The organism is Mycolicibacter arupensis (assembly GCF_002086515.1).
Classification (GTDB): Bacteria; Actinomycetota; Actinomycetes; order Mycobacteriales; family Mycobacteriaceae; genus Mycobacterium; species Mycobacterium arupense.
Window position 1 is genome coordinate 37,853 of sequence record NZ_MVHH01000023.1, and the last position, 25,016, is coordinate 62,868.

The following is a 25,016-nucleotide window of genomic DNA, read 5'->3' on the forward strand; positions in this document are numbered from 1 at the left end:
TGCCATCACCCGGACAGGTGGAAGTTGCCGGACTGTCCGTACACCGACAGTGTGATGGTCAACAACACAAACACCGTCGCGGTGACCGACGTGCGCACCGCACGGCCCACCGCCTCGCCCACTCCGGCGGGGCCACCGGTGGCGGTGTACCCGTAATAGGTGTGCACCACCATCACCGCGGTGGCCATCGCCAACGCGGACAGAAACGACCACAACAGGTCGGTGGGCTCTAAGAACGTGGAGAAGTAGTGGTCGTAAACGCCGCGCGACTGCCCGTAGATCACGGTGGTGCCGAACCGGGTTGCCAAGAAGGCCATCAGCACGGCGACGGTGTACAGCGGGATCACCACCAAGACTCCGGCGACGATCCGGGTGGCGGCCAGATAGGTGATGGACCGGATGCCCATAACCTCTAGCGCGTCGATCTCCTCGCTGATCCGCATTGAGCCGATCTGCGCGGTCGCGCCGGCGCCAATAGTCCCGGCCAATGCCACCCCGGCGGTGGCCGGGGCGATGAACCGGACGTTCAGAAACGCCCCGAGAAAGCCGGTCAGTGCTTCGATCCCGACGTTGGACAAGGTGTTGTAGCCCTGCACGGCAATCAGGGCGCCGGTGGACAGAGTGAGGAATCCGACGATCACCACGGTGCCGCCGATGACGGCCAAGGCGCCGGCTCCCATGCCCATGACCGCGATCAGGCGCAGAACCTCACCGGGGTAACGCCGGATCGCGTCGCCGACGGCGATCAGCGCGTTGCCGTAGAAGGCGGTCTGTTCACCGAACCGCCGCGCGGTCTCCGCGGCGGTCACGGTGCCACCTTCACGCCGAAGGCGGTGGCCAGGATGTTGATCAGAAACAGCGCCATGAAGGCGAACACGACGGTCTCGTTGACCGCGTTGCCCACCGCGGTCGGGCCGCCACCCACCGACAGGCCTTTGTAGCAGGCGATCAGCCCGGCTGACAGCCCGAACAACAGCGCCTTGATCAGCGAGACCACCACCTGGGGCAGCCCGGTCAACAACGTCATCCCGGAGATGAAGGCTCCCGGCGTCACGTGCTGCACGAACACCACGAACGCGTAGCTTCCGGTCAGCCCCACGACCGCGACCACGGAGTACAGCATCACCGCGACGAAAGTCGCCGCGATCACGCGCGGAACCACCAGTGCTCGAATCGGGTTGACCCCGATCACCTTCATGGCATCGATCTCTTCTCGAATGGTGCGGGCGCCCAGATCGGCGCACATCGCGGTGGCGCCCGCCCCCGACACCACGATGGCGGTGACCACCGGCCCCACCTGGGTGACAGCGGCCAATGCGGCGCCGGCACCGGATAAGTCGGCGGCGCCGATCTCCAACAGCACGATGTTGAGCGTGAAGACGATCAGCACGGTGTAGGGAATCGACAGCATGATCGTCGGGACTATCGATACCCTTGCCACGAACCAGATCTGGTCGATCAGCTCACGCCAGGCCCATGGGGGTCGCGCCATCGCCGCGAAGGTCTCACCGGCAAGCACCACGAAGTCACCGACCGCGACGGCAGGCTTGGACCAGGAGGGCGCGCTCATCACTGCCTGCCTAGGACGTGCGCCAACGCCTCAGCCTGTTCGTGCACGTACGAGCCGTGCCGCCGAGGACGATTCCGCCACTTCGCCACCCGGTACGCATGTTCGTACTGATCTCCCGTGCACTCTCGCTCCCCTCCGCGTCGATTGGCCGAACAGTAGGAGTGCGCGAATTAGCTGTCAACGCGCCCAAAAGGCCTACTACCGCGCTGTTCACAGAAGACGCTGGTTGCCAGGCGCCGGCGTTTTGGCGCACGGCGATTTAATCGAACTGACCGCAACACGCGGCCCCGACGGTGCGCTTCACCCGTGTCAGCGCCCGGTAGCGCACACTCGATGAGACCCGATCGGAAGGGAACCCGGTATGGCGACGACGGTGACGCGCTGGCAACGGCGGGTGGACGCCGGCGATTGGAAAGCCGTCGCCACCGACCTCGACGAATATGGCGGCGCGCTGCTGCCCCGACTTCTGACCGACACCGAGGCCACGCGTCTGCGCCGCTGCTACGCCGACGACGCCCGCTTCCGCGCCACCGTCGATATGCAGCGGCACCGCTACGGCTCCGGCCAATACCGCTACTTCGCGGCGCCTGCACCCGATCCCGTCGATGACCTCAAGCAGGCGCTGTATCCGCGCCTATTGCCGATAGCCCGGGACTGGGCACAGCGGCTCGGCCGGGAATCGCCGTGGCCGGACGACTTCGAGGAATGGTTGGACCGCTGCCACCGGGCCGGTCAGTGCAAGCCGACCGCGCTGATGCTGCGTTACGGCCCCGGCGACTGGAATGCCTTGCATCGGGACCTGTACGGCGAGTTGGTGTTTCCGCTGCAGGTGGTGATCAATCTCAGCGACCCGGCCACCGACTACACCGGGGGTGAATTTCTGCTCGTCGAGCAGCGCCCGCGGGCCCAGTCACGCGGCACCGCAGTGCAGTTGCCCCAAGGCCACGGCTATGTGTTCACCACCCGAGACCGGCCGATCCGGTCCACGCGGGGCTGGTCGACGGCGCCGGTGCGCCATGGGGTCTCGCCGATCCGCTCCGGGGAGCGTTACACGCTGGGCTTGATCTTTCACGACGCCGCGTGAGGGCTGATGGCTCTGCGGCGCAGCAGAATAATGTTGTCGATCAAAACGCCCGGTTGCCCCTCGGGTCCGGTGGCAGCGCGTTCGGCAGCGTCGATGCGCAGCAGATCCCATTGGGCGTCGTCGATGCCCAGCCCGTCCAGAACCTCCTGGGCCGTGGCGAAGTGGTGATCGTGTGCGTGTTCGCCGGCCCACGGCGGCGCGGCACCGTGGTCCACGATCAGCAGTCGGCCATGCACGGCCACCGCCTGCGCGGCCCGGCGCAGCAGCGCCTCGCGATCCAACGGCACCGGTGAGTGCAGGAACTGCGCCGAGACCAGGTCGAAGTGTCCGGCGGGGAAGCTGGTGGACAGGTCGTGGCGCTCGAAGCGAATGCGCGGGGCAACCCCTGCCTGCTGCGCTGCGGCAGCCGCCCGCGCCAGCGCGTTACCCGAAATATCAACCGCCACCACCTGCCAGCCGTCCTGAGCCAGCCAGATGGCGTCGGCGCCTTCACCGCAGCCCAGATCGAGCGCCCGGCCCGGAGCCAGGTCGGCGGTGATCTCGGCCAGGTGCGTGTTCACGCGCCCACTCCACACCGAGTGGTCACCGCCGTAGAACTCGTCCCAGAATTCGTGCGCGTCGCGCAGGGCGTCCGTCATCGATCGGCCTTCCTTTCGGTCGTCGCGACACCGGGTGGCATCGCCAATCCGTAGTCGTCGGCGGCCAGGCTCTGCACCACCGCCGCCGCGGCGCGGGATCCCGCCGCGATTGCGCCGGCCACCTGCGGCATCTCTCCGGTCAGATCCCCCGCGGCAAATACCCCGGGGATGAAGGTGCGGCACATCTGATCGACCCCGACAGGGTCTTGGGCCACGGGTCCGGGGGGCGCGATCCCCACGCCCAGCCGCTCGGCCAGGCGATCGCGTTGCCGCAAGGCCGTCGCCACCAGAAGCCCGCGCCGCGGCAACCGCCGCCCGTCGGCGAAGACGACCGCCGACAACTCGCCCTCGTGTGCCTCCAGGGCGGTCACCGGCCGCTCGTCCACCCGGACGCCGGCACTGCTCAGTCGGGTGCGATCTTCCGCGTCAAGATCGGCCGGGCCTCCGGTGAGCACCACGATGTCCTCACTCCAACACCGCAGCAGCAGCGCCAGGTGCACGGCCCGGTCGCCATCGGCCAGCACCGCCAAGGGCAGATCCCGCACCTCCCAGCCGTGGCAGAACGGGCAGTGGAACACCGAGCGGCCCCACAATTCGGCCAGACCGGGAAGCTCCGGGGGCAGGTAGGTCATCCCGGTGGCCAGAAGCACACGGCGAGTTCCCACTTCATCACCATCGGCCAGCCGGACCAGGAAAGCTCCCTCCGCGGCAGCGATGTCGGAGACCTCACCGGTCTGGATCTGCACCCCGTAGGACGCCAGTTCCTCCCGGCCCAGGGCGTACAGCTCGGCAGGTGGGCGACCGTCGTGGCCCAGTAGCCCGCCGATGCCGTGCGCGCTGAGATTGCTTTGTTGCGCCGCGTCGATCAGCAACGTCCTGCGGCGCGCCCGGCCCAGGACCAGGCCGGCGCTGAGCCCGGCGGCGCCGCCGCCCACCACGATGCAGTCCCAGATTTCACTCATGCATCGAGCTTGACGCCCGGGAGGAAAAATGGCACGAACGTTTGCCAAAAAGGCAAATGCCCGGTGGGTCGCTCGCCCGCGCTCAGGCGCTGGCCACACCCCAGCCCAGCCCCCGGGAGGTCACCAGTACCAGCCCCAACGACACCGTGGCCACCACCACGAGACCTATGACAGCCACCAGCAGCGGCCGCCAACCCGCTCGGGCGATCTGCCGAAAGTCGGTGGACAGGCCGACACCGGCGAACGTCAAGAGGAATGCCCATCTCGACACGTTCCCCAGGCTGGTCAACTGCCCCTTGTCCAGCCATCCCAGCGTCGCCACCGTAGAGACCGCCAAGAACCCCAGCACGAATTTCGGGAACTGGCGCCAGATGAATGCCGCCTTAGCCCGGTAGCCTTCCGCCACCTGGTCTGCCTGTCCGCGTGCCGACCAGTAGAGCGCGAAACCCAACACCACGAAACCGATCAGGGCGTTGCGGACGGATTTCACCAGCACCGCGATCTTGCCGGCCTCATCAGAGAACAAGTACCCGGTGGCGGTCGTCTCCGCTGTGTTGTCCACCGACAGCCCCGCCCACAATCCGAATTCGTGGTCACTCAACCCGATCAGATGCCCCAGTGGCGGCAACACGAACAGGCCCACCGCCCCCAGAGCCAGGATGGCGGCGATCGCATAGCTGACATCAGAATTCTTTGCCCGGATCGCACCCTTGGAGGCGATGATCGCCGACACGCCGCAGATCGAGGTGCCGATGGCCAAGAGGGACCCGAGCTTTCCCGACAACCCGAAAAGATGTGCGGCACCAAGAATGATCGCCCCGGCAATCGTCATGTCGAGAAGAATCTGAATCAGGCTGATACCGCCCAGTTTGGCGATGTCGCCGAGGACGAATCGCGATCCGAGCGCGACGATGCCGACCTTGAGCCAGAACTCGTAGGTCAGCACACCGGGAAGAAATACCCGATGCAGTCCCACGGTGTTTCTGATGACGAGCCCGATGATGATGGCCCACAGCACATATTCGATGTCGGGGAACGTCGCGTGCAGATGGTGACCCAGTGCCAGCCACCACCGCTGCGCGTACTTGCCCAGCAGTCCCACGGCAAGCAGCAAGGAGATGCCGGGCAGATAGTCCAGCGGCCGTCGGCTGGTGAAGACCGCCTCGGTCTCGGCGTGGTCGGAATCGGACTGTGTCGTGGTCACATCATCACCACGGGATCTTCGGGAGCACATCGGCCAAGGCCAGCGCGAGCAGCACTCCGACCACGAGGTTCGCCCATCCGTCCACGCCCAATTTCATCCGCGGCCTCTCGTCGACTGGTTCGGCGCAACGGTATGACATCGGCGGATACCGACGACAGAGTTCAAATCACCGTCGGTCAAAGTACTCGCGCGCGGTTGCCCGTCCGCCTAGAGAGCTGGCAAGCTTGTTTGCCATGCAGGCAAACTCTGACGAGGGCGGCGTGGATCTGCGGGTGCGGCGCCGCCTACGTGAACTGCGCACCCAGCAGGGGCTGACGTTGGAGGATGTGGCGACCCGCGCCCGCATCGACGTGTCGACATTGAGCAGGTTGGAGTCGGGAAAACGCCGCCTGGCGCTGGATCACCTGCCTCGGCTGGCCGAGGCATTGTCGGTCAGCACCGACGAGCTGCTGCGCGCCCCGCAGCATCAGGATCCCCGGGTACGGGGCGCCTCACACAGCCACAACGGCATCACCTTCTGGCCGCTGACCCGCAATGGACCGGCCGGGGGCCTACACGCCTTCAAGATCCGGGTCGGCATGCGCCGTCGCCGCCCCGCCGAGCTACCGGTCCATGAAGGCCACGAGTGGATGTATGTGTTGTCCGGCCGACTCCAATTGGCACTGGGCGAGGACGATTTCGTGATCGAACCCGGTGAGGCCGTCGAGTTCTCCACCTGGACCCCGCACTGGTTCGGCGCCCTGGACGGTCCGGTTGAGGCGATCATGATCTTCGGCGCCCAGGGTGAACGCGTGCACCTGCACGGCTGACCCGTGGGCGCGCGGCTACAGGTATGCCGTCTGGTTCACCAAGCGCACCGCCGCCGGACCGTCACCGTAGAACTCAGCGATGCTCAACGACGCCAGGTCCAGGTGCAACCGGTACAAGATGGTCGGGCCGGCGTCCAGTGCCAGCCGCAGCATGGTCTTGATCGGCGTCACGTGCGAGACCACCAGCACCGTGCTGCCGCTGTGGTCGGCGACGATTCGGTCGCGTGCGCGGCACACCCGCTGCTGCACGGCATCGAAGCTCTCCCCGTCCGGCGGCTGGATCGATGTGTCTTTCAGCCAGCGCCGGTGCAGGTCAGGATCACGCTGCGCCGCTTCGGTGAAAGTCAGGCCCTCCCAGGCGCCGAAATCGGTTTCGGTCAGATCCTCATCGACGGCCACGTCCAAGCCCAGCAAGGTGGCCGCGGCCTGGGCGGTGTCGCGGCAACGCTGCAGTGGCGAACTGATGACCGCCGAGATACCGCCGTGCTGGGCCAGGTAGCGCGCCGCAGCATCGGCCTGGCGACGGCCGGTCTCGGTCAGCGGCGGGTTGCCGCGCCCGGAATAGCGCCGGTCCACCGCCAGCTCGGTCTGGCCGTGCCGCAGCAGCAGCATCCGAGTCGCTGATCCGGTCGCGCCGGTCCATCCGGGAGCCGAGGGAGCCGAGGCCTTCTCCACCCGCGTCGGCGCAGGCTCGTCGATGCCGGCGGCGGCGTCCATCGCCTGGTTGGCCAACCGGTCTGCGTGGGAGTTCTTCTCCCGCGGGATCCAGGTGTAGTGCACGTGGTCGAACTGCGACGCCAGCTCACGGGCCTGGCGGTGCAGGGGAATCAGGTCGGGATGCTTGACCTTCCACCGGCCCGCCATCTGTTCGACCACCAGTTTGGAATCCATGAAGACACTGACCTCGGCAGCGCCCAAGCGCACCGCCTCGGTCAACCCCGCGATCAGGCCGCGGTATTCGGCGACATTGTTGGTGGCGATTCCGATCGCCTCGTTCGCTTCGCCCAGCAAGGAGGTTCGGTCGGCAGACCACACCACCGCCCCGTAGCCGGCTGGGCCGGGGTTTCCCCGCGAGCCGCCGTCGGCTTCGACTACGACCTTCATCCGAAGTTCTTGACCCGCAGCAGGATCGTGTTGCATTCCGGGCACCGCAGTACCTCTTCGGGCTCCGCTGCCGAGATCTTCGCCAGCTGGCCGCGGTCGATCTCGATCCGGCAGGCGCCGCACTGGCCCCCGCGCAACAGCCCCGCGCCGACTCCCGCCGAGGCGCGCTGCCGCTCATAGAGCGCCAATAGCTCGGCGTCGATCTCTGCGGCCAGTCGTTCACGGCTGCCCGAACGCTGGCCGCGGGTGGTCTCGATCTCCTCCAATGCGGTGTCGATCGTTTCCTGCACTCGGGCGAGGTCGGCAGCCAGGCCCTGCAGCACATTGGCTTCGGCGCTGGCCTGGGTCTGCAGTTGCTCACGCTGCTCCAACAGCTCCAGCAGTGAATCCTCCAGACTCGCCTGGCGCTTCTGCAGGGTCTCCACCTCGTGCTGCAGATCGGTCACCTGCTTGGAATTGACCTGGCCGGAATCCAGCAACGCTCGGTCGCGGTCCTCACGCTGGCGCACGGCGTCGATCTCCGACTCCAAGCGCCCGGCTTGCGCGTCCAAGTCCTCCAGGGCCAGCTCCAGCGCGGCCAACCGGTCTGCGGCGGCGGTGTGCTCGGCCTGGATCCGCTCGCGCTCCTGCTGCTCGGGCAGATGCCCGACGCGGTGCGCCATCCGGGCCAGTTCGGCGTCGAGTTCCGACAGCTCCAGCAGCGAACGTTGTTGGGCTTCAGCAGCCTTCATCAGCGGCCTCCTTCGAGCGCGAGATTCCAGGGATCGGTGCACAGGGTGCTGACGCGCACCGGCAGAGTCGCACCGAAGTGCGAGGTGAGTATGTCGGCGGCTTGGGCGCACCAGGGGTGTTCACTGGCCCAGTGGGCCACGTCGACCAGCGCCATCGCGGAACGCCGGGAATGCTCGTCGGCGGGATGGTGACGCAAGTCGGCGGTGAGGTAGACCTGCGCCCCGCTGGCGGCAGCAGCGTCCAGCAGCGAGTCTCCGGCGCCACCACAGACCGCCACCCGCGAGACCTCCAGGTCGGGATCACCGCTGGCCCGCACCCCCCACGAGGTGGCCGGCAACCCCGCGGCGACGCGGGCGACGAACGCACTCAACGGCTCAGGGGCTGCCAAAGTCCCTACTCGTCCGATCCCCACTCCGGCCGGCAGCGGCTGCATCGCGACGATGTCGAATGCCGGCTCCTCGTAGGGGTGGGCGGCCAGCAGCGCCGCGTGCACGGCTCCGCGTGCCCGGGCCGGAGCCACCACTTCGACGCGATCTTCGGCAACATGCTCGACCGCACCCGACTGCCCGATAGCCGGCGTCGCACCGTCGCCCGGCAGGAACTGGCCGATCCCTCCGACGCTCCAGCTGCACTGGGTGTAGTCACCGATGTGGCCCGCGCCGGCCGCGAAAACGGCGGCGCGCACCGCCTCGGCGTACTCGGCCGGGGTATAGATCACCCACTTGTCGGTGTCCGCGGCGCGGGCGGCCGGCTCCAATACCGAATCCACGGTCAACCCCACGGCAGCCGCCAGCGCATCGGAGACTCCCGGCGCGGCGGAGTCGGCATTGGTGTGCGCGGTGAACAGGGCGCGCCCGGTCCGGACCAGTCGATGTATCAGCGAGCCCTTGGGGGTGCTGGCCGCCACGGTGTCCACCCCGCGCAGCAATAGCGGATGGTGGGCCAGCAGCAATCCGCCGCCGGGAACCTCGTCGACCACCGCCGCGGTGGCGTCGACCGCGACGGTCACCGAGCTGATCACCTCGGTCGGATCACCGCAGACCAGTCCGACCGAATCCCAGGAGTGGGCCAGCCCGGGTGGGTAGGCCGCATCCAGTACGTCGATGACGTCAGCAAGCCGGGCGGTCACGCGTGCAACAGTACCCACAGTGACTCTGCGCTCATGGCGCACTCTTCTCGAACTTCTCCGCCATAGGTGCAGAGTCAATGAGGGGCGGGTGCCACCGCCCAATCCCTGCGACCTCCCGCGCTGTCGGGGGCGACGTATATACAGTTCCGTTCAGCTTCAGGAGCGATCAGTTAGGTGCGCGTGTGATAACCGGTGAATTGAAGAGCAAGATCGACCGCGTCTGGGACGCGTTCTGGTCCGGCGGGATCTCCAACCCGCTGGAGGTGATCGAACAGATCACCTACCTGCTGTTCATCCGCCGACTTGATGACCTCAACACGCTGGCCGAGAACAGGGCTCGCCGCGGCGGCAGCGCCGAGGGCATCATCTTCGGCCCCGACCAGCAGCAGCTGCGCTGGTCGAGCCTCAAGGACACCGCGCCGGAGGTCATGCATCAAACCGTCGCTGAGGCGGTGTTCCCATTTCTGCGCACCCTGGGCGGCGACGGCTCGACGTATTCGGCGCACATGCGCGACGCGCGTTACACCATTCCCACGCCGGCTCTGCTGTCGCGGGTGGTGGATCTACTCGACGACATCCCGATGGCCGATCGCGACACCAACGGTGACCTGTACGAGTACCTGCTGTCCAAGATCGCCAGCGCCGGCGTCAACGGCCAATTCCGTACGCCGCGGCACATCATCGACTTGATGGTGGCCATGATGGCGCCAGGCCCCGCCGACGAGATCTGCGACCCGGCATGTGGCACCGCGGGCTTTCTGGTGGCAGCATCGGAATACATCCGCGAACAGCACCCGAGTGTGTTGACCAACGCCGAGCAACGCCGGCACTTTCACGCCAGCATGTTCCACGGCTACGACTTCGACGCCACCATGCTGCGCATCGGCTCGATGAACATGCTGCTGCACGGCATCGAATCCCCCGACATTCGCTACCGAGACTCATTATCCGAAGGTGCCAGCGAAGACACCGAGGAATACACGCTGATCCTGGCTAACCCGCCGTTCGCCGGGTCGCTGGACTATGAGTCCACCTCCAAAGATTTGCAGCGGACGGTGAAGACCAAGAAGACCGAACTACTCTTCCTGGCACTATTTCTGAAACTGCTCAAGCCCGGCGGGCGGGCCGCGGTGATCGTTCCCGACGGAGTGCTGTTCGGCTCATCCAAGGCACACAAGGAGTTACGTCGGGTGCTGGTCGAAGATCAGAAACTCGACGGTGTGGTGAAGCTGCCCTCGGGAGTCTTCAAGCCCTATGCCGGAGTGTCGACGGCGATCCTGCTGTTCACCAAGACCAATTCCGGCGGCACCGACCACGTGTGGTTCTACGACGTACAAGCCGATGGATTCTCGCTGGACGACAAGCGTAATCCGGTGGAAGCCAACGACCTGCCGGATGTGTTGGAGCGGTGGGCTTTGCGCGACGGCTCCGAGCTTGAGCGGCCCCGCACCGAGCAGTCATTCTGTGTTCCGGTGGCCGACATCGTCGCCCAAGGCTATGACCTGTCACTGAACCGCTACAAGGAGATCGTGCACGACGAAGTCGAGCACCGGCCGCCGCTGGAGATCATCGCCGAGATCGAGGTACTGGAGGGCGAGATCGCCAAGGGGCTGGCCGAGTTGAAGGCAATGCTGTCGTGAAGATGGTGCCGTTGGGCGAGGTGACCACACCTGTCGGCACTTGGAACCCCGCACGCGACGCCGACTCCGAATTCAGATACATCGACTTAAGCGCAGTCGATAACACCGCCAAGTGCATCACGGGCGCGACCGCCCTAGTCGCCCAGAATGCACCGAGTCGTGCCCGTCAACTTGTGACAGCAGGCGACGTTCTTGTTTCGACGGTTCGCCCGAATCTGAACGCCGTGGCCGCAGTTACCGACTGCTTCAACGGAGCTACGGCATCGACAGGATTCACCGTGTTAAGGCCGTCCGCCCAGCTGGATTCTCGCTACCTCTTTAACTGGGTACAGACCCAACGGTTCGTCTCAGATATGGTACGTAAAGCTACCGGAGCAAGTTATCCAGCTGTCTCCGACCGGGTCGTCAAAGACTCTGCAATTCCCCTACCACCCCTCGCCGAGCAACGTCGCATCGCCGCGATCCTCGACCACGCCGATGCGCTGCGCGCCAAGCGCCGCCAAGCGATCAGGCACCTCAAGGACCTGACCCAGTCAATCTTTCGCGATATGTTCGGCCGCGACCGATTCCCCACGGCACCACTCTCCGAAGTAGTTCAGCCTGGGACAATAGTTACGTATGGCATCGTTCAGGCGGGGCCCGAATACGAGGGAGGAATTCCTTACATTCGCACCGGAGATATTGATGATGGCGAGATCCAGATTGCCAAACTGCGCCATACAGATCCGGATATCGCAGCACGATTCGAGCGTTCAAAATTGTCCGCGGGCGACATCGTAATGAGTATTCGCGCCACCGTCGGGACGACTGCCTTGGTCTCGACTTCATTAGAAGGAGCCAACCTCACGCAAGGCACAGCCAGACTCAGTCCGAGCGATATCGCAACTGGGCCGTACCTACTCAACTTTCTTCGTTCAGATTTGGCACAACGTTGGATTCAATCGCAGGTCAAGGGCGTCACGTTCCGCGAGATCACCCTCGGCCGTCTACGTCAGCTTCCTGTCCCGCTGCCTCCCCTAGAAATACAAGAAGAGTTCGCCCGGCGGTCGGCGATTGCTAGCGCCAATCTTCAGACCGCGAACAAGGGCGAAAGGCTAGCTGACACCCTCTTCGCCTCCCTGCAATCCCGTGCCTTCCGCGGGGAGCTGTAAATGCCCTTCGCCGTCATCGATTTCGAGACCACCGGCTTGGTACCTGAGCGCACCGACCGCGTCGTCGAGGTGGGCATCGTGCTGGCCGACGATGCCTGGCGGATCGAAGATGAGTGGACCACGCTGGTCAACCCGCGCCGCGATCTCGGCCCGGTACACATTCACGGGATCAACGCGTGTGATCTGCTGGATGCCCCAGAGTTCGCTGACATCAGCGGCCACATCCTGGACCTGCTGCGCGGTCGAACCGTGGTCGCGCACAACGCCAGTTTCGACATGCGTTTCCTGCACGCCGAACTGCTGCGCGCCGACTACGCCATTCCCGATCGCCCGGCCGCACTGTGCTCTATGAAGTGGGCGGGTCGCGCCATCGGCACCGCCAAGCTCGCGCACTGTTGTGAAGCGTTCGACATCCCGCTCGCCGACGCGCACGCTGCACTGTGTGACGCACGTGCCACCGCACAGTTGATGCCGCACCTGATGACCATGTGCGGCAATACCTCTGAATGGTTCGAAGACCTACAACGGTGCGCCACATATGGGTGGCCTACGGCGCTGCGACCGGTGTCGCAGGTCGCACCGGCACTGCGTGGCCAGGCCACCTCTGACCCCCACGAATGGCTGCGCGCAGTTCTCCAAGCGACATGGATTCCCGGGAATCCGGAGGGCGAAGCCGGCTACCTGCTGGTGCTCGAGAACGCGCTGCTGGACCGATCGATCTCGCGCAGCGAAGGCCGGCAGTTGCTCGACGCCGCGAAAACCGCTGGACTGCGCTCCGAGACGGTGGACCGCCTGCACCAGCAGTACCTGCGCTCGGTAGCCATCGAAGCCCTGCACGACGGCGTCGTCACCGAAGCCGAACATCGCGACCTGGAGCTGGTGGCCGCCGCCCTGGGCTTCGAGTCAAAGGACGTCGACCACGCTCTGCAGTGGGTCGCAGCCCAGGCCAGCGAACTACGGCAGTCGAATGCGTTCACCCTGCATCCCGGTGATCGCGTGGTGTTCACCGGGGACATGGCACGCAGTCGCGAGCAGTGGATCGTCACCATCGTCGCTGCGGGCCTCACCACCGGCGGAGTCACCAAGTCGACCCGGTTGGTGGTGGCTGCCGACGCCGACTCGCTCAGCCGCAAGGCGGTCCAGGCCCGCCAGTACGGCATTCCTGTGGTCAGTGAGGTGGCATTTGAACGGATGTATGACGACTATCTGCGGTCGGTGAACCGCTGACTTCAACGACGCAGGTAACCGCACTCAGGCGTGACCCGGTCGGCGATCAACTCCCGATCGCCGAACGACAGGCGGGCGGTACGAAAAGTTGATAAGTTCAATTCGATCTCTGATTGAGTGATCAACTAGGAGGCGGCATGGCACGGGGCCGCCCGACACGTGCAACGGTCTACGCACGACTCGACGCAGCCATCCAAGAACTCGAAGAGCGCCTCGGTGGACTGCCCTCTCCGAAGGAATCCGAGTTCGTCTGGTCCGACATCTGGCACCTGGAAGCCCACCACTCCACTGCTCTCGAAGGCAACACGTTGGCCCTGCGGGAAGTCGAGGCACTGTTGGAGCGGGGCCGCGCGGTGGGCTCCAAACCTCTCAAGGAGTACATGGAAGTTCAGGGCTACGGGGTGGCCGCCCGATGGGTCTATTCACGTGCCCTAAGCGCAGACGAACGTCATGACGGCACCCTCATCTCCATCAGCGAGGTCAGCGAGATCCACCGCCTGGCGATGACACCGGTATGGGACATCGCACCGCATCCCGACGCCACTGAGCGTGAAGCTCCGGGCATGTTCCGTGAACACGAGATCGCCGCATTCGCCGGCGGCATGAAGCCGCCGTCTTGGCCGCTGGTACCCGCGCGGCTCCGCGACTGGATCGACCTCGTCGCATCACGCAGAGACGACCTCGGCCGGACCAGTTCGGCGGCCGTTCCTGTTCCTGAGCTCTTGGCCGAGATCCACAACGAGTTCGAATGCATCCACCCCTTCATCGACGGTAATGGCCGTACAGGTCGCCTCGCCCTCAACTTGATCCTGGTTCGACTCGGCTACCCGCCGGTCATCGTCCTCAAGACACAACGCTCCAATTACCTTGCCGCCATGCAGAAAGGCGATGAGGGTGACCACGGACCGTTGGGCGAGATACTGGCCCGAGCGATGTACGACAACCTCAATCGCTTCATCGTGCCCAGCCTGGCCGGCCCCGCTCGACTGGTACCGCTGGCGTCGCTGGCCGATGAACAATTCAGCGTCGCCGCGCTGCGACAGGCCGCCGTGCGCGGGCGACTCGACGCTGCACAGGGATCTGACGGAGTTTGGCGAAGCACCCGCCGCGCTGTAGAGGCGTACGCATCAATCAAGGGCCAACACCAGAGGGGCACCCGTTGAGTAACTTCGCCTTCATACAGGCTGTCGGCTGGACGGAATTGCACGCCGACTGCGCCCGCGCCGAAAGCTACGCCACCACCGACCCCCGCTCGGCCTGCTTCTACAGCCGCCGCGCCGTGGAGCAACTGGTCAATCACCTCTATGACGTGCTGGGACTGCCGATCCCCTACCGAGACGACCTATCGGCACGCATCAATGACGCTGCCTTTCGCGCCAAGGCGGGCATGGGTATCGCCCAGAAACTCAACCTGATTCGCAAACTGGGCAATACCGCAGTCCACGAACCGCGCCCCATCCCCCCACGGGCGGCGTTGGATGCGCTGCGCGAACTGCATCATGTGATGGTCTGGGCGGTCTTCCACTATTCGACGCACCCGCAGGCGGCCCCGCTCAAGATCGCGTTCGATCCGGCACGTGCCGCCAAGGCCGCACCGCTGAGCCGCGCGGAAGTCGCCAAGCTCGCCGAGCGGTTCCGAGCCCAAGACGAGGCGCACGCCAGAGCCCTGCAAGAGAAGGACGAGCTCGCCGCCGCCAAGGACGCCGAACTTGCCCGGCTGCGTCAGGAACTCAGGGAAGTCCAGGCCGCCAAGCAGCAAGTCGATGACCGCGATTACTCCGAAGCGCAAACCCGCGACCGGTTCATCGACGTGCTGCTGGCCGAGGCCGGGTGGCCGCTGGCCGAAGCGCGCGACCGCGAATACCCGGTCACCGGCATGCCGAATAACGATGGCATCGGCTACATCGACTACGTCTTGTGGGGCGCCGACGGGCTGCCACTGGCGGTAGTCGAAGCCAAGCGCACCACCACAAGCCCGGAGATCGGCCGGCAGCAGGCCAAGCTGTACGCCGACTGCCTGGAACAGATGACCGGTCGCCGGCCGGTCATCTTCTACACCAACGGATACGAGCATTGGTTGTGGGACGACGCCGGCGGCTACCCGCCCCGTGAAGTCCAGGGCTTCTTCACGCGCGATGAGTTGGAACTGTTGGTACACCGCCGTCACACGCGGAAACCCCTACACGAGGCTCCGATCAACAGCGCGATCGTCGAGCGGCATTACCAGCATCGCGCCATTCGGGCCATCGATGACGCGTTCACCACCAAACAGCGCGAAGCCTTGCTGGTGATGGCGACCGGCTCCGGCAAGACGCGAACCGTGATCGCGCTGGTCGATCAATTGATGAAAGCCGGCTGGGTCAAACGGGTGCTGTTCCTGGCGGATCGAACCGCGCTGGTTAATCAAGCCGTCAATGCCTTCAAGACCCACCTGCCGACGGTCACCACCGTCAATCTGGTTACTGAGAAGATCGCCGACGGCCGGGTCTACGCCTCGACGTATCCGACGATGATGAACCTGATCAACGACACCGATTCGGGGTTGAGGACCTTCGGTCCGGGATACTTCGACCTTGTCGTCATCGACGAGGCGCACCGCTCGGTGTACCAGAAGTACCGGGCGATCTTCGACTGGTTCGACTCACTGCTTGTAGGCCTCACCGCTACCCCGAAAGATGAGGTCGACCACAACACCTACCGGCTCTTCCACCTCGAAGACGGCGTGCCAACCGATGCCTACAGCCTCGATGAGGCTGTCGCCGAAGGCTTTCTCGTTCCACCGGTCGGGGTGTCTGTCGGCACCAAGTTCCTGGAGCGGGGCATCCGCTACGACGAGCTCAGCGAGGCCGAACGCGACGAGTGGGATGCCCTGGACTGGGGCGAGGACGAAGACCCACCCGACGGGGTTTCCGCAGAGGAGCTTAACCGGTTCCTGTTCAACGAGGACACCGTCGACAAGGTGCTGGCCACCCTGATGGACAAGGGCCACAAGGTCGCCGGCGGCGACAGGCTGGGCAAGACCATCATCTTCGCCAAGAGTCAGAAACACGCCGAGTTCATTGCGCGTCGCTTTGATGATCAATACCCAGAACACGCCGGACATTTTGCGCGCGTGATCACTCATTCGACGACCTACGCCCAGAGCCTGATCGATGACTTCTCGGTCGCCGAGAAGGCACCACACATCGCGATCTCGGTGGACATGCTCGACACCGGCATCGATGTGCCCGAGGTTGTGAACCTGGTGTTCTTCAAGCGGGTCCGTTCCAAGAGCAAGTTCTGGCAGATGATCGGCCGTGGCACCCGGCTGCGCAAAGACCTCTACGGGCCGGACCGGCACAAGGACAACTTCTACGTCTTCGACTTCTGCGGCAACCTCGAATTCTTCAACCAGGATCTGCCCGGTTCGGAAGGTTCAGCCCAGAAGTCTTTGCAGCAAAGTCTTTTTGAGACTCGACTGGGTCTGATCACCGCACTCGATGCCGTCAGTCCGGCTGGCGAGCCCGAGCCTGCCGAAGGAGCCGGCGATCAGACCGAACGCGGCCTGCGGGTCGACACCGCGTGGCTGCTCCATCGCGTCGTGGTCGGTATGAATCTGGAGAACTTCCTGGTCCGGCCGCACCGCAGATGGGTGGAGCAGTATGGGCAGTGGCCGGCGTGGGCCGAGTTGAACACCCAGGCCGCCGGAGATATCGCCGAACACCTCGCAGGGCTGCCCTCGACCATCAAAGACGACGACGAGGCCGCCAAACGTTTCGACCTGCTGGTATTGCGCCGCCAGCTCGCTCAACTGGAGGCCGACGCTGTTGGCGCCGAGCGTCTACGCGAGCAGATTCAAACCATCGCCGCCGGACTGCTCGCCAAGACCACCATCCCAGCGGTGGCCGTCCAGCAAGAGTTGCTCGACGACGTGGCCGGCGACTCGTGGTGGATCGACGTCACCCTGCCGATGCTCGAACACGCCCGACGCCGACTCCGCAGCCTGATCACTTTCCTCGACAAGACCGTGCAGAACACCGTCTACACCGACTTCGAAGACGAACTCGGCGAAGCCACCCTGATCGATCTGCCCAATATCACGCCGGGCACCAACCCGGAGCGATTCAAGGCCAAGGCCGCTGCCTACCTGCGGGCGCACCAAGACCACGTGGCCCTACAGCGACTGCGCCGCAACAAGCCGCTCACCACCGGCGATCTACAGGCGTTGGAACAGATGCTGATCGACAGCGGCGCCGGAGACCCCGCAGACATCGCCCTGGCCAGGGAGCATGCGCACGGTCTCGGGCTGTTCATCCGCTCGCTGGTGGGCCTGGACCGAACTGCAGCGGTCGAAGCCTTCGGAGAGTATCTCGACGGCACGGCGTTCACCGTCGACCAGGTCCGTTTCGTCACCCTGATCGTTGATGAGCTCACCCATAACGGGCTGATGGACCCGGCGCGCCTCTACGAGTCTCCGTTCACCGACCGCGCCCCCACCGGGCCGGAAGCCGTCTTCGACGAAGCCCACGTGGACGGCATCGTCGCCATCCTGCGCACCATAAAAGCCAACGCCGAGCCAAGCGACGTCGTGGCTTAGGGTGCGTTGTCGCGCAGAGGCGGGCATTTCACCGCATGGTCCAGATCCCGTGGCCCGGCCGTCAGGCAGCGATTCAAACGCCAAAACCCGATCAGCCACAATAGAAGCGTGACGCGTACGAACACCGCCGCCGCCGAATTGGTGATCTTCGACCTGGACGGCACCCTGACCGATTCCGCGGACGGGATTGTCGCCAGCTTCCGGCACGCGCTGGATCACATCGGTGCGCCGATTCCCGAGGGTGATCTGGCTGCACAGCTCGTCGGACCGCCGATGCATCACACGCTGGCAGCGATGGGCCTCGGCGAGCAGACCGATGCCGCGGTGGCCGCCTACCGAGCCGACTACACCAGCCGCGGGTGGCAGATGAACACGCCGTTCGACGGCGTCGCCGCACTACTGAGCGACCTGCACGCCGCCGGAGTTCGGCTGGCCGTGGCCACCTCCAAAGTCGAGCCGACGGCGCGCAAGATCCTCGCGCACTTCGGGCTCGACGGATTCTTCGAGGTGGTCGCCGGGGCCAGTGTCGACGGCGTTCGATCCGCCAAGTCCGACGTGGTCGCTCACGCACTGGGGCAGCTGGCACCGCTGCCGGCACGGGTGCTCATGGTGGGCGATCGCCGTCACGACGTGGACGGTGCCGCCGCCCACGGCATCGACACCGTGCTGGTCGGTTGGGGCTACGGCCAGGCCGACTATGACGACGCCACCGACGCCGGTGCTGACGCCCCCGGCGGTCCCCTCGCCCGGGTACAGACCATTGCCGAACTCCGGGAGGTGCTCGGTGTCTGAGCCCGCGCTGCATGTCACGTTCGTCTGCACCGGCAATATCTGCCGCTCACCGATGGCCGAGAAGATGTTCGCCCACCAGCTCGCGCAACGCGGGCTGGGCGAGGCCGTACGGGTGACCAGCGCCGGCACCGCCGGCTGGCACGTCGGCAAGGGCGCAGACGAACGCACCAACCGGGTGCTGGCCGACAACGGCTACCCGGTGGAACACTGCGCCGCCCAGGTCGGCCCCGACCATGAGGCGGCCGATCTGGTGATAGCGCTGGGACGCAATCACGTCGGGCTGCTGCAGGGTCTGGGCATTCCCGCCGAGCGGATCCGGATGCTGCGGTCCTTCGATCCGCGCTCGGGTGCGGCCGTTCCCGACGTCGACGATCCCTACTACGGCGACCACGACGACTTCGTGCGGGCGTTCACCGTCATAGCGGCCGCCCTGCCGGGCCTGCACGACTGGGTCGACGGGCAGCTGGCGGCGGGCGAGACCGGCTGATGCGACGCCTGGCCTTCCTGCTGCGCCCGAACTGGCTGGCTCTGGCGGCGGTGGTGCTGGGCTTCGCCTACCTGTGCTTCACCGTGCTGGCGCCGTGGCAACTGGGCAAGAACACCACCACGTCGCGGGCCAACAGCCAGCTCGAACATGCGCTGACCGCCGAGCCGGTACCGGTGACGACACTGCTGCCACATCAGGATTCGTCGGCTCCGGACGACCAGTGGCGGCCCGTGACCGCCACCGGGCACTACGTGGCCGAGGCGCAGGTGCTGGTCCGGCTTCGGGTGATTGACGGAGTTCCGGCCGTCGAGGTACTGACGCCGTTCGCGGTCAAAGGCGGGCCGACGGTGCTGGTGAATCGCGGGTACGTGCGCACCGACGACGGCGGCTCGCGGCTGCCGGAGATTCCCCCGCCGCCGAACTCCGAGGTGACCATCACCGCACGCCTGCGCGACTCCCAGCCGGCCATTGCGGGCAAGAACCCGTTCACCGAGAACGGTTTTCGGCAGGTCTATTCGATCAGCACCGACCAGGTCGCGCAGGTCACCGGGGTGCCGCTGGCCGGGTCCTATCTGCAGCTGGTGGACGACCAGCCCGGCGGCCTCGGTGTGATCGCGCTGCCGCGCCGTGACAACGGGCCGTTTCTGTCCTACGGGATTCAGTGGATCGCGTTCGGGATTCTGGCGCCAATAGGTTTGGGGTACTTCGCTTTTGCCGAGCTGCGTGCGCGCCGCACGGAGCGCTCTGAAGCCCAGGAGCACGACGGCGACGACGGCGCCGATGAACCCGCGCCGCCGAAGACCGTCGAGCAGAAGCTCGCCGACCGATACGGCCGCCGCAGATAAGCCATCGCGACCGCTATGCCATCCTGGGCTGATGGTGAACATCTCGGGTGTCGGTATCTGGAGTGCCCCGCTGCGCTACGGCGATCAGGGTGAGGCCGCCGACGCGGCCGCCGAACTGGAGGAACTGGGTTTCGGCGCGCTGTGGATCCCCGATGTCGGCGGCCCGGTGCTGGACTCGGTGGCCAACCTGCTCGCAGCCACCCGGCACGTGGTCATCGCCACCGGCATCCTGAACTTGTGGATGCACGCGCCGGCCGACGTCGCGGCGGCGCACGCCTCGCTCACCGCCACACACGGTGACCGTTTCCTGTTGGGTATCGGCGTCAGCCACGCCCCGCTGATCGACGCCGGCGACCCGGGTCGGTACCGGCGGCCGCTGCGGGCCATGACCGAGTTTCTCGACGGGCTCGACGCCGCCGAGACACCCGTGCCGGCCGACTCCCGGGTGCTGGCCGCGCTCGGCCCCAAGATGCTGAACCTGGCCGCCACCCGCAGCCGGGGTGCCCACCCCTACCTGAGCACCGTCGAGCACACCCGGTATGCCCGCGAACAACTCGGCGCGGGACCGCTGCTGGCGCCCGAGCTGACCGGAATCTTGTGCGCCAGCCGCGAGCAGGCACGCGAGCTCGGCACCAAGTGGCTGGGCTCCTATCTGGCCCTGCCCAATTACGCCAACAACCTACTGCGGTCGGGATTCTCCGAAGCCGACATCGCCGACGTCAGCGATCGGTTGTTCGACGCGCTCATCGCCTGGGGCACCCCCGAGGACGTGACCGCTCGGATCGCCGAGCACCGGGCCGCCGGCGCCGACCACGTCTGCGTCCAGCTGCTCGACACCGACCCGCGGGCGTTTCCGCGGGAGCAGTGGCGGCAGCTGGCCGCAGCGCTGCGCTGAACTCAGCCGACGGAACGTGCCTCGCCGGACCAGAACTGGGCCCGCACCGCCTTCTTGTCGGGCTTGCCCAGTGCGGTCACCGGCACTGACTCCACGACCACCACCTGCTTGGGTGACTGAACCGAGCCCTTGCGCTCCTTGACGGCGGACTGGATCTCGGCGGTCATCGCGGCCACCGCATCGTCATCGCTGGCCGCGCCCGGACGCAGCACCACCACCGCGGTCACGGCCTCGCCCCACTTCTCGTCGGGGGTGCCGATCACGCACACCTGGGCCACCGACGGGTGCTCGGCGATGACGTCCTCGACCTCGCGGGGGAACACATTGAAGCCGCCGGTGACGATCATGTCCTTGGTGCGGTCGACGATGAAGTAGAAGCCGTCCTCGTCTTCGCGGGCCAGGTCGCCGGTGTGCATCCAGCCGTCCTTGAACGTCTCGGCGGTGGCCTCCGGAAGCTTCCAGTAGCCGCCGGAAAGCAGGGGCCCGGACACGCAGATCTCGCCGACCTCGCCCTGCTGCACCGGCTCGCCGTCGTCGCCCAGCAGCGCCACCCGGGCGAACAGGGTCGGGCGCCCGCAGGAGGTCAGGCGCTTCTGGTCGTGGTCGCCCTTGGCCAGGTAGGTGATCACCATGGGGGCCTCGGACTGGCCGTAGTACTGGGCGAAGATCGGGCCGAAGCGGTCGATCGCCTCCTGGAGCCGCACCGGGTTCATGGCCGAGGCGCCGTAGTACACCGTTTCCAGCGACGACAGGTCGCGGGTGTGTGAGTCCGGGTGGTCCATCAGGGCGTAGATCATCGACGGCACCAGCATGGTGGCGGTGATCTTCTGCTCCTCGATCACCCGCAGCACCTCGGCCGGGTCGAACTTGGTGAGCACCACCAGCTCACCGCCCTTGATGATGGTCGGCACGAAGAACGCTGCGCCGGCGTGTGAGAGCGGGGTGCACATCAGGAACTTGGGGTGCTCGGGCCATTCCCACTCGGCGAGCTGCGTGGTGGTCATCGCGGTGATCGACGACACGGTGCCCATGACGCCCTTGGGCTTGCCGGTGGTGCCGCCGGTGTAGGTCAGACCGCCGATGTGGTCGGCGGGCAGGTCGGCGGGCACCAGCGGCTGCGGGGCGTACTTGGCCGCCTCGGCCGCCAGGTCAATGGCCTTGCCCTCGAGCTCGGCCGGAACGGGCCCGATGGTCAGCACCTGGCGCAACGACGGTACCTTCTCCAGCAGCCCCAGGGCGCGCTCCACGAACGCGGGTGTGGGATCGATGATCAGCGTGCTCACCTCGGCGTCGGCCAGCACGTAGGCGTGGTCGTCCAGCGAGCCCAGCGGATGCAGGGCCGTGCGCCGATAGCCCCGGATCTGCCCGGCGCCGATGATCATCAGCACCTCGGGGCGGTTGAGCGACAGCAGGCCGGTGGCATCGGCGCCGAGTGCGTCGAAGGCCTGGATGTATTGGCTGATGCGCTCTGCGAGCTGACCACCGGTGAGCGTGGTGTCGCCGAGGAACAGCACCGGCTTGTTCTTGTTGCGCTTGAGGGCGCCCACGGTCAGATGCCCGGAGTGAATGGGCTGGCGCAGTGACTGCGTCGACATCGAATTACCTCCGCTAGAGCGCTGAAAGCTTGCCCGCTGGACCTTACCGACCGCCCCATCGGCCTCTGGGAGGAGCCATGGGGTTGACACCGTCGACACCCCAAGACTTATTATTTGCGTATGCATGCAGATAATGGTCCGGCGGATCGGTTGCCGGAGGATCAGGTGGGCCTGATCGTCGAGGTGTTCCGCATGCTGGCCGATGCCACCCGGGTGCAGGTGCTGTGGGCACTGACCAGCAGAGAGATGTCGGTCAACGAACTCGCCGAGCACGTCGGCAAGCCGGCGCCGTCGGTGTCACAACACCTGGCGAAACTGCGGATGGCCCGCCTGGTGCGCACCCGCCGCGAGGGCACCACGATCTTCTACAGCATGGAGAACGAGCACGTCTGCCAGCTGGTGACCGACGCCGTCTTCAATGCCGAGCATGCCGGGCCGGGGGTGCCGCCGCATCACCGTGCCACCCACACACTCTCGGCCACCGCCGAAGAGGCGCTGCCCGAATTGCGGCAACGCGCCATCGAACAAGGGAGATGAGCCACCCATGTCGCACCATGTCCACGAGCACGATCACGCAACGCCACACGCGCACACCCATGACGAGCTGACGCACAACCACATCCATGACGCGCACGAGCACGCCCACGTCGAGCATTCACACGAGCACACCCATGACGACGGAACGGTGCACAGCCATCCTCATGTGCATCAGGTGGGTTTGGAGCATGCGGGCCACGCGCATTCGCACTGAGCGCAACACTGGTGGGCGCGGACGGTATCGAACCGCCGACCGCTGGTGTGTAAAACCAGAGCTCTACCACTGAGCTACGCGCCCCTGCCTCGGGCAGGTTACCCGGATCGGTACCGCAGACCCAAAACGGCCACGACACCCGCGGCGAGCGTGCACACAATGCCGCCAACGGCGGCGTGTCGACGTGCAGACACGCGCGCTCGCCAGTGGGGGGTCAGGACTTGAGGGCGTCCAGGGCGTCGAGCCACAGCTGCTGATCGCGCGCCTCACCGGGCTGCTTCATCTCGGCGAACCGGATGATGCCGGCCTTGTCGATGACGAACGTGCCACGGTTGGGAAAGCCGGTGTCGGAGTTGAACACCCCGTAGGCCTCACTGACGGCGCCGTGCGGCCAAAAGTCCGAGAGCACCGGGAACAGGAATCCGCTCTCGGTCGCCCAGATCTTGTGGGTGGGCGGCGGACCGACCGAGATCGCCAGCGCCACACTGTCGTCATTGACGTAGCTGGGCAGGTGATCGCGCAGCTGATCCAGCTCGCCCTGGCAGATGCCGGTGAAGGCCAGCGGAAAGAACACCAGCAGGACGTTTTTATCGCCCTGGAAACTGCTCAAGCTCACCGGCTGCTGATTTTGGTCCTTGAGGGTGAAATCAGGGGCCTGCGCGCCGACCTGCAGCATCAACGCTTCCCAGCGCGGGACTTGGGCTGCACCAGACGGCTGGCGCTCCAGTCCCCCAGGTTGACCGACGACGTCGGCATCAGACCCGCGGTCGGCGCCGCTTCGGCGATCTCGGCGGGCTGCACATGACCGGAGCGGCCGGTCTTGGGTGTCAACACCCAGATCACGCCGTCGTCGGCCAACGCGGTGATCGCGTCCATGAGGGTGTCCACCAGGTCACCATCGCCGTCGCGCCACCACAGCAGCACGACGTCCACCACCTCATCGGTGTCTTCGTCGAGCAGTTCGCTGCCGGCCGCCTCTTCGACGTCGACACGGATGTCGTCGTCGGCGTCCTCGTCCCAGCCGAACTCCTGGACCAACTGCTTGCTCTCGATGCCCAGTTTGCGGGCGAAGCTCGGGGCGTTATCCGCCGCGACCAACGTGCGACCTCCTTCGATCATCAGCGCTGAATGTGATGTGAATCATCGTTGCACAGCTCGCTGTGCTTGACAGGGCGAGCGGACTCAGAACGCCTTGCACAGCTGCATTCCCTTGTCCCGGGCCCTGTTGAGCTCGTCTTTGCGGGCGTTGTAGACCGACACCGGCGCCTTGGAGGAAATCGCGGTCGCCACACCGCGCGCGGCCTGCGCATAGGTGTTGAACGCGTCGGTCAGATCCGGCGAGAGCTTCTCGTTGATCGCCGCCACGACCTCGTCGGCACTGTGGTTGAGGGCCTCGACCGCAGGCCCGGCGGTTCCGGAGACGTCCCCACCGTGGTTGAACGCCTCCACGTACTTGTTCACCACGTCAACGGCGTCGCTGCTGCTGGAGGCGAACCGGCCACACGCGCCGCGCACCGCCTGAGTCGTCATCGACTGCTGGCGCTGAGTCTCCCGGATGCTTGAGGTGGCCTCCGAGGCCGATATCGACGCCGACACCGACGAGCGGTAGGCCGGAGCCTCGGAGGTGTCGGCCTCGGGGGTACCCCCGATGATGCTGGTGCAGCCGACCACACCCATGGCCAACGCCGCTGCCACACCGGCTACCGACGCCCCGACCCGGGCGTGTCGCCGCGTCTGGGCGCGCGAGGCGGTCCGCCATCGGGTCAGCACAAGGCCAAACGTTACCGCGTACCCGCCATCAGGCCGAGATCAGCCCACCCACCCC

General features: G+C 65.9%; 25 protein-coding genes and 1 tRNA gene. 13 read left to right on the forward strand and 13 right to left on the reverse strand.

Annotated features, from left to right (window positions below; genetic code table 11):
* Positions 1-5: 5 nt before the first annotated feature.
* Both BST15_RS12330 and BST15_RS12335 read right to left on the reverse strand, forming a co-directional pair.
* Positions 6-809 (reverse strand): ABC transporter permease, encoded by an 804-nt coding sequence (locus BST15_RS12330; RefSeq protein ID WP_046188290.1) that lies wholly within the window; start codon positions 807-809, stop codon positions 6-8.
* The gene (locus tag BST15_RS12335; RefSeq protein WP_046188291.1) at positions 806-1,570 is read right to left on the reverse strand and encodes an MlaE family ABC transporter permease; all 765 of its coding nucleotides are present in this window, start codon (positions 1,568-1,570) and stop codon (positions 806-808) included. Before BST15_RS12335 ends, BST15_RS12330 begins: the two co-directional genes overlap by 4 nt.
* A gap of 361 nt (positions 1,571-1,931) precedes the next feature.
* Here BST15_RS12335 and BST15_RS12340 point away from each other — a divergent pair, with 361 nt between their 5' ends.
* Positions 1,932-2,654, forward strand: a complete 723-nt coding sequence (locus BST15_RS12340; RefSeq protein ID WP_198528277.1) for a 2OG-Fe(II) oxygenase — start codon at positions 1,932-1,934, stop codon at positions 2,652-2,654.
* On the opposite strand, the gene BST15_RS12345 is transcribed toward BST15_RS12340, so the two are convergent.
* The 3 genes from BST15_RS12345 to BST15_RS12355 all read right to left on the reverse strand — a co-directional run bounded on the left by BST15_RS12345 (position 2,639) and on the right by BST15_RS12355 (position 5,488).
* Positions 2,639-3,292, reverse strand: a complete 654-nt coding sequence (locus BST15_RS12345) for a class I SAM-dependent methyltransferase (protein WP_046188292.1) — start codon at positions 3,290-3,292, stop codon at positions 2,639-2,641. The genes BST15_RS12340 and BST15_RS12345 overlap by 16 nt on opposite strands.
* Positions 3,289-4,254, reverse strand: coding sequence for an NAD(P)/FAD-dependent oxidoreductase (locus tag BST15_RS12350; protein ID WP_046188293.1), 966 nt, complete (start codon positions 4,252-4,254; stop codon positions 3,289-3,291). Before BST15_RS12350 ends, BST15_RS12345 begins: the two co-directional genes overlap by 4 nt.
* An 82-nt stretch (positions 4,255-4,336) precedes the next feature.
* Positions 4,337-5,488 carry a YeiH family protein gene (locus tag BST15_RS12355; protein ID WP_046188294.1) on the reverse strand — a complete coding sequence of 384 codons (1,152 nt, stop codon included), beginning with the start codon at positions 5,486-5,488 and terminating at the stop codon, positions 4,337-4,339.
* A 203-nt stretch (positions 5,489-5,691) separates the two neighbouring features.
* Between BST15_RS12355 and BST15_RS12360 the strand changes: the two genes are divergently transcribed.
* Complete coding sequence (locus tag BST15_RS12360) at positions 5,692-6,267, forward strand: helix-turn-helix domain-containing protein (protein WP_046188295.1); 576 nt, start codon at positions 5,692-5,694, stop codon at positions 6,265-6,267.
* Positions 6,268-6,282: 15 nt separating this feature from the next.
* Here BST15_RS12360 and BST15_RS12365 read toward each other — a convergent pair whose 3' ends face one another.
* From BST15_RS12365 to BST15_RS12375, 3 genes are read right to left on the reverse strand one after another with little or no spacing between them, the layout of a single operon-like run.
* On the reverse strand, positions 6,283-7,371 hold the full coding sequence (locus BST15_RS12365) for a bifunctional RNase H/acid phosphatase (RefSeq protein WP_046188296.1): 1,089 nt from the start codon (positions 7,369-7,371) through the stop codon (positions 6,283-6,285).
* Complete coding sequence (locus BST15_RS12370) at positions 7,368-8,102, reverse strand: zinc ribbon domain-containing protein (RefSeq protein ID WP_046188297.1); 735 nt, start codon at positions 8,100-8,102, stop codon at positions 7,368-7,370. The genes BST15_RS12365 and BST15_RS12370 overlap by 4 nt, the downstream gene beginning before the upstream one ends.
* Positions 8,102-9,232 (reverse strand): Nif3-like dinuclear metal center hexameric protein, encoded by a 1,131-nt coding sequence (locus BST15_RS12375; protein WP_046188298.1) that lies wholly within the window; start codon positions 9,230-9,232, stop codon positions 8,102-8,104. Before BST15_RS12375 ends, BST15_RS12370 begins: the two co-directional genes overlap by 1 nt.
* A gap of 182 nt (positions 9,233-9,414) precedes the next feature.
* On the opposite strand from BST15_RS12375, the gene BST15_RS12380 reads away from it, so the two are divergent.
* From BST15_RS12380 to BST15_RS12420, 9 genes are all read left to right on the forward strand, one after another.
* A complete protein-coding gene (locus BST15_RS12380) occupies positions 9,415-10,872 on the forward strand; it encodes a type I restriction-modification system subunit M (protein WP_046188299.1) in 1,458 nt (485 codons plus the stop codon).
* Positions 10,873-10,874: 2 nt separating this feature from the next.
* Positions 10,875-12,023, forward strand: coding sequence for a restriction endonuclease subunit S (locus BST15_RS12385; RefSeq protein ID WP_046188335.1), 1,149 nt, complete (start codon positions 10,875-10,877; stop codon positions 12,021-12,023).
* Complete coding sequence (locus tag BST15_RS12390) at positions 12,024-13,250, forward strand: exonuclease domain-containing protein (RefSeq protein ID WP_046188300.1); 1,227 nt, start codon at positions 12,024-12,026, stop codon at positions 13,248-13,250.
* Positions 13,251-13,387: 137 nt separating this feature from the next.
* Complete coding sequence (locus BST15_RS12395; protein ID WP_046188301.1) at positions 13,388-14,413, forward strand: Fic family protein; 1,026 nt, start codon at positions 13,388-13,390, stop codon at positions 14,411-14,413.
* Complete coding sequence (locus BST15_RS12400; protein ID WP_046188302.1) at positions 14,410-17,826, forward strand: DEAD/DEAH box helicase family protein; 3,417 nt, start codon at positions 14,410-14,412, stop codon at positions 17,824-17,826. The genes BST15_RS12395 and BST15_RS12400 overlap by 4 nt, the downstream gene beginning before the upstream one ends.
* Before the next feature lie 108 nt (positions 17,827-17,934).
* Positions 17,935-18,618: an HAD hydrolase-like protein gene (locus tag BST15_RS12405; protein ID WP_109370686.1), complete on the forward strand. Its 684-nt coding sequence runs from the start codon at positions 17,935-17,937 to the stop codon at positions 18,616-18,618.
* Positions 18,611-19,105 (forward strand): low molecular weight protein-tyrosine-phosphatase, encoded by a 495-nt coding sequence (locus tag BST15_RS12410; RefSeq protein WP_046188303.1) that lies wholly within the window; start codon positions 18,611-18,613, stop codon positions 19,103-19,105. The genes BST15_RS12405 and BST15_RS12410 overlap by 8 nt, the downstream gene beginning before the upstream one ends.
* Positions 19,105-19,950 carry an SURF1 family cytochrome oxidase biogenesis protein gene (locus BST15_RS12415; RefSeq protein WP_046188304.1) on the forward strand — a complete coding sequence of 282 codons (846 nt, stop codon included), beginning with the start codon at positions 19,105-19,107 and terminating at the stop codon, positions 19,948-19,950. Before BST15_RS12410 ends, BST15_RS12415 begins: the two co-directional genes overlap by 1 nt.
* A 34-nt stretch (positions 19,951-19,984) precedes the next feature.
* Complete coding sequence (locus BST15_RS12420) at positions 19,985-20,845, forward strand: LLM class F420-dependent oxidoreductase (RefSeq protein WP_046188337.1); 861 nt, start codon at positions 19,985-19,987, stop codon at positions 20,843-20,845.
* A 2-nt stretch (positions 20,846-20,847) separates the two neighbouring features.
* Here the strand turns inward: BST15_RS12420 and fadD8 are convergent, their stop codons facing one another.
* Positions 20,848-22,440, reverse strand: coding sequence for a fatty-acid--CoA ligase FadD8 (gene fadD8, locus BST15_RS12425; RefSeq protein ID WP_046188305.1), 1,593 nt, complete (start codon positions 22,438-22,440; stop codon positions 20,848-20,850).
* A gap of 120 nt (positions 22,441-22,560) precedes the next feature.
* Here fadD8 and BST15_RS12430 point away from each other — a divergent pair, with 120 nt between their 5' ends.
* The gene (locus tag BST15_RS12430) at positions 22,561-22,977 is read left to right on the forward strand and encodes an ArsR/SmtB family transcription factor (RefSeq protein ID WP_046188306.1); all 417 of its coding nucleotides are present in this window, start codon (positions 22,561-22,563) and stop codon (positions 22,975-22,977) included.
* Between the two features lie 7 nt (positions 22,978-22,984).
* The gene (locus tag BST15_RS12435; RefSeq protein WP_046188307.1) at positions 22,985-23,191 is read left to right on the forward strand and encodes a hypothetical protein; all 207 of its coding nucleotides are present in this window, start codon (positions 22,985-22,987) and stop codon (positions 23,189-23,191) included.
* Positions 23,192-23,200: 9 nt separating this feature from the next.
* Here BST15_RS12435 and BST15_RS12440 read toward each other — a convergent pair.
* The 4 genes from BST15_RS12440 to BST15_RS12455 all read right to left on the reverse strand — a co-directional run bounded on the left by BST15_RS12440 (position 23,201) and on the right by BST15_RS12455 (position 24,961).
* Positions 23,201-23,275 (reverse strand) — tRNA-Val (locus BST15_RS12440).
* Between the two features lie 130 nt (positions 23,276-23,405).
* The gene (locus BST15_RS12445) at positions 23,406-23,867 is read right to left on the reverse strand and encodes a peroxiredoxin (RefSeq protein ID WP_046188308.1); all 462 of its coding nucleotides are present in this window, start codon (positions 23,865-23,867) and stop codon (positions 23,406-23,408) included.
* Positions 23,867-24,289: a DUF3052 domain-containing protein gene (locus BST15_RS12450; protein ID WP_046188338.1), complete on the reverse strand. Its 423-nt coding sequence runs from the start codon at positions 24,287-24,289 to the stop codon at positions 23,867-23,869. The genes BST15_RS12445 and BST15_RS12450 overlap by 1 nt, the downstream gene beginning before the upstream one ends.
* Before the next feature lie 84 nt (positions 24,290-24,373).
* On the reverse strand, positions 24,374-24,961 hold the full coding sequence (locus BST15_RS12455; protein WP_234708193.1) for a hypothetical protein: 588 nt from the start codon (positions 24,959-24,961) through the stop codon (positions 24,374-24,376).
* Positions 24,962-25,016: the final 55 nt, after the last annotated feature.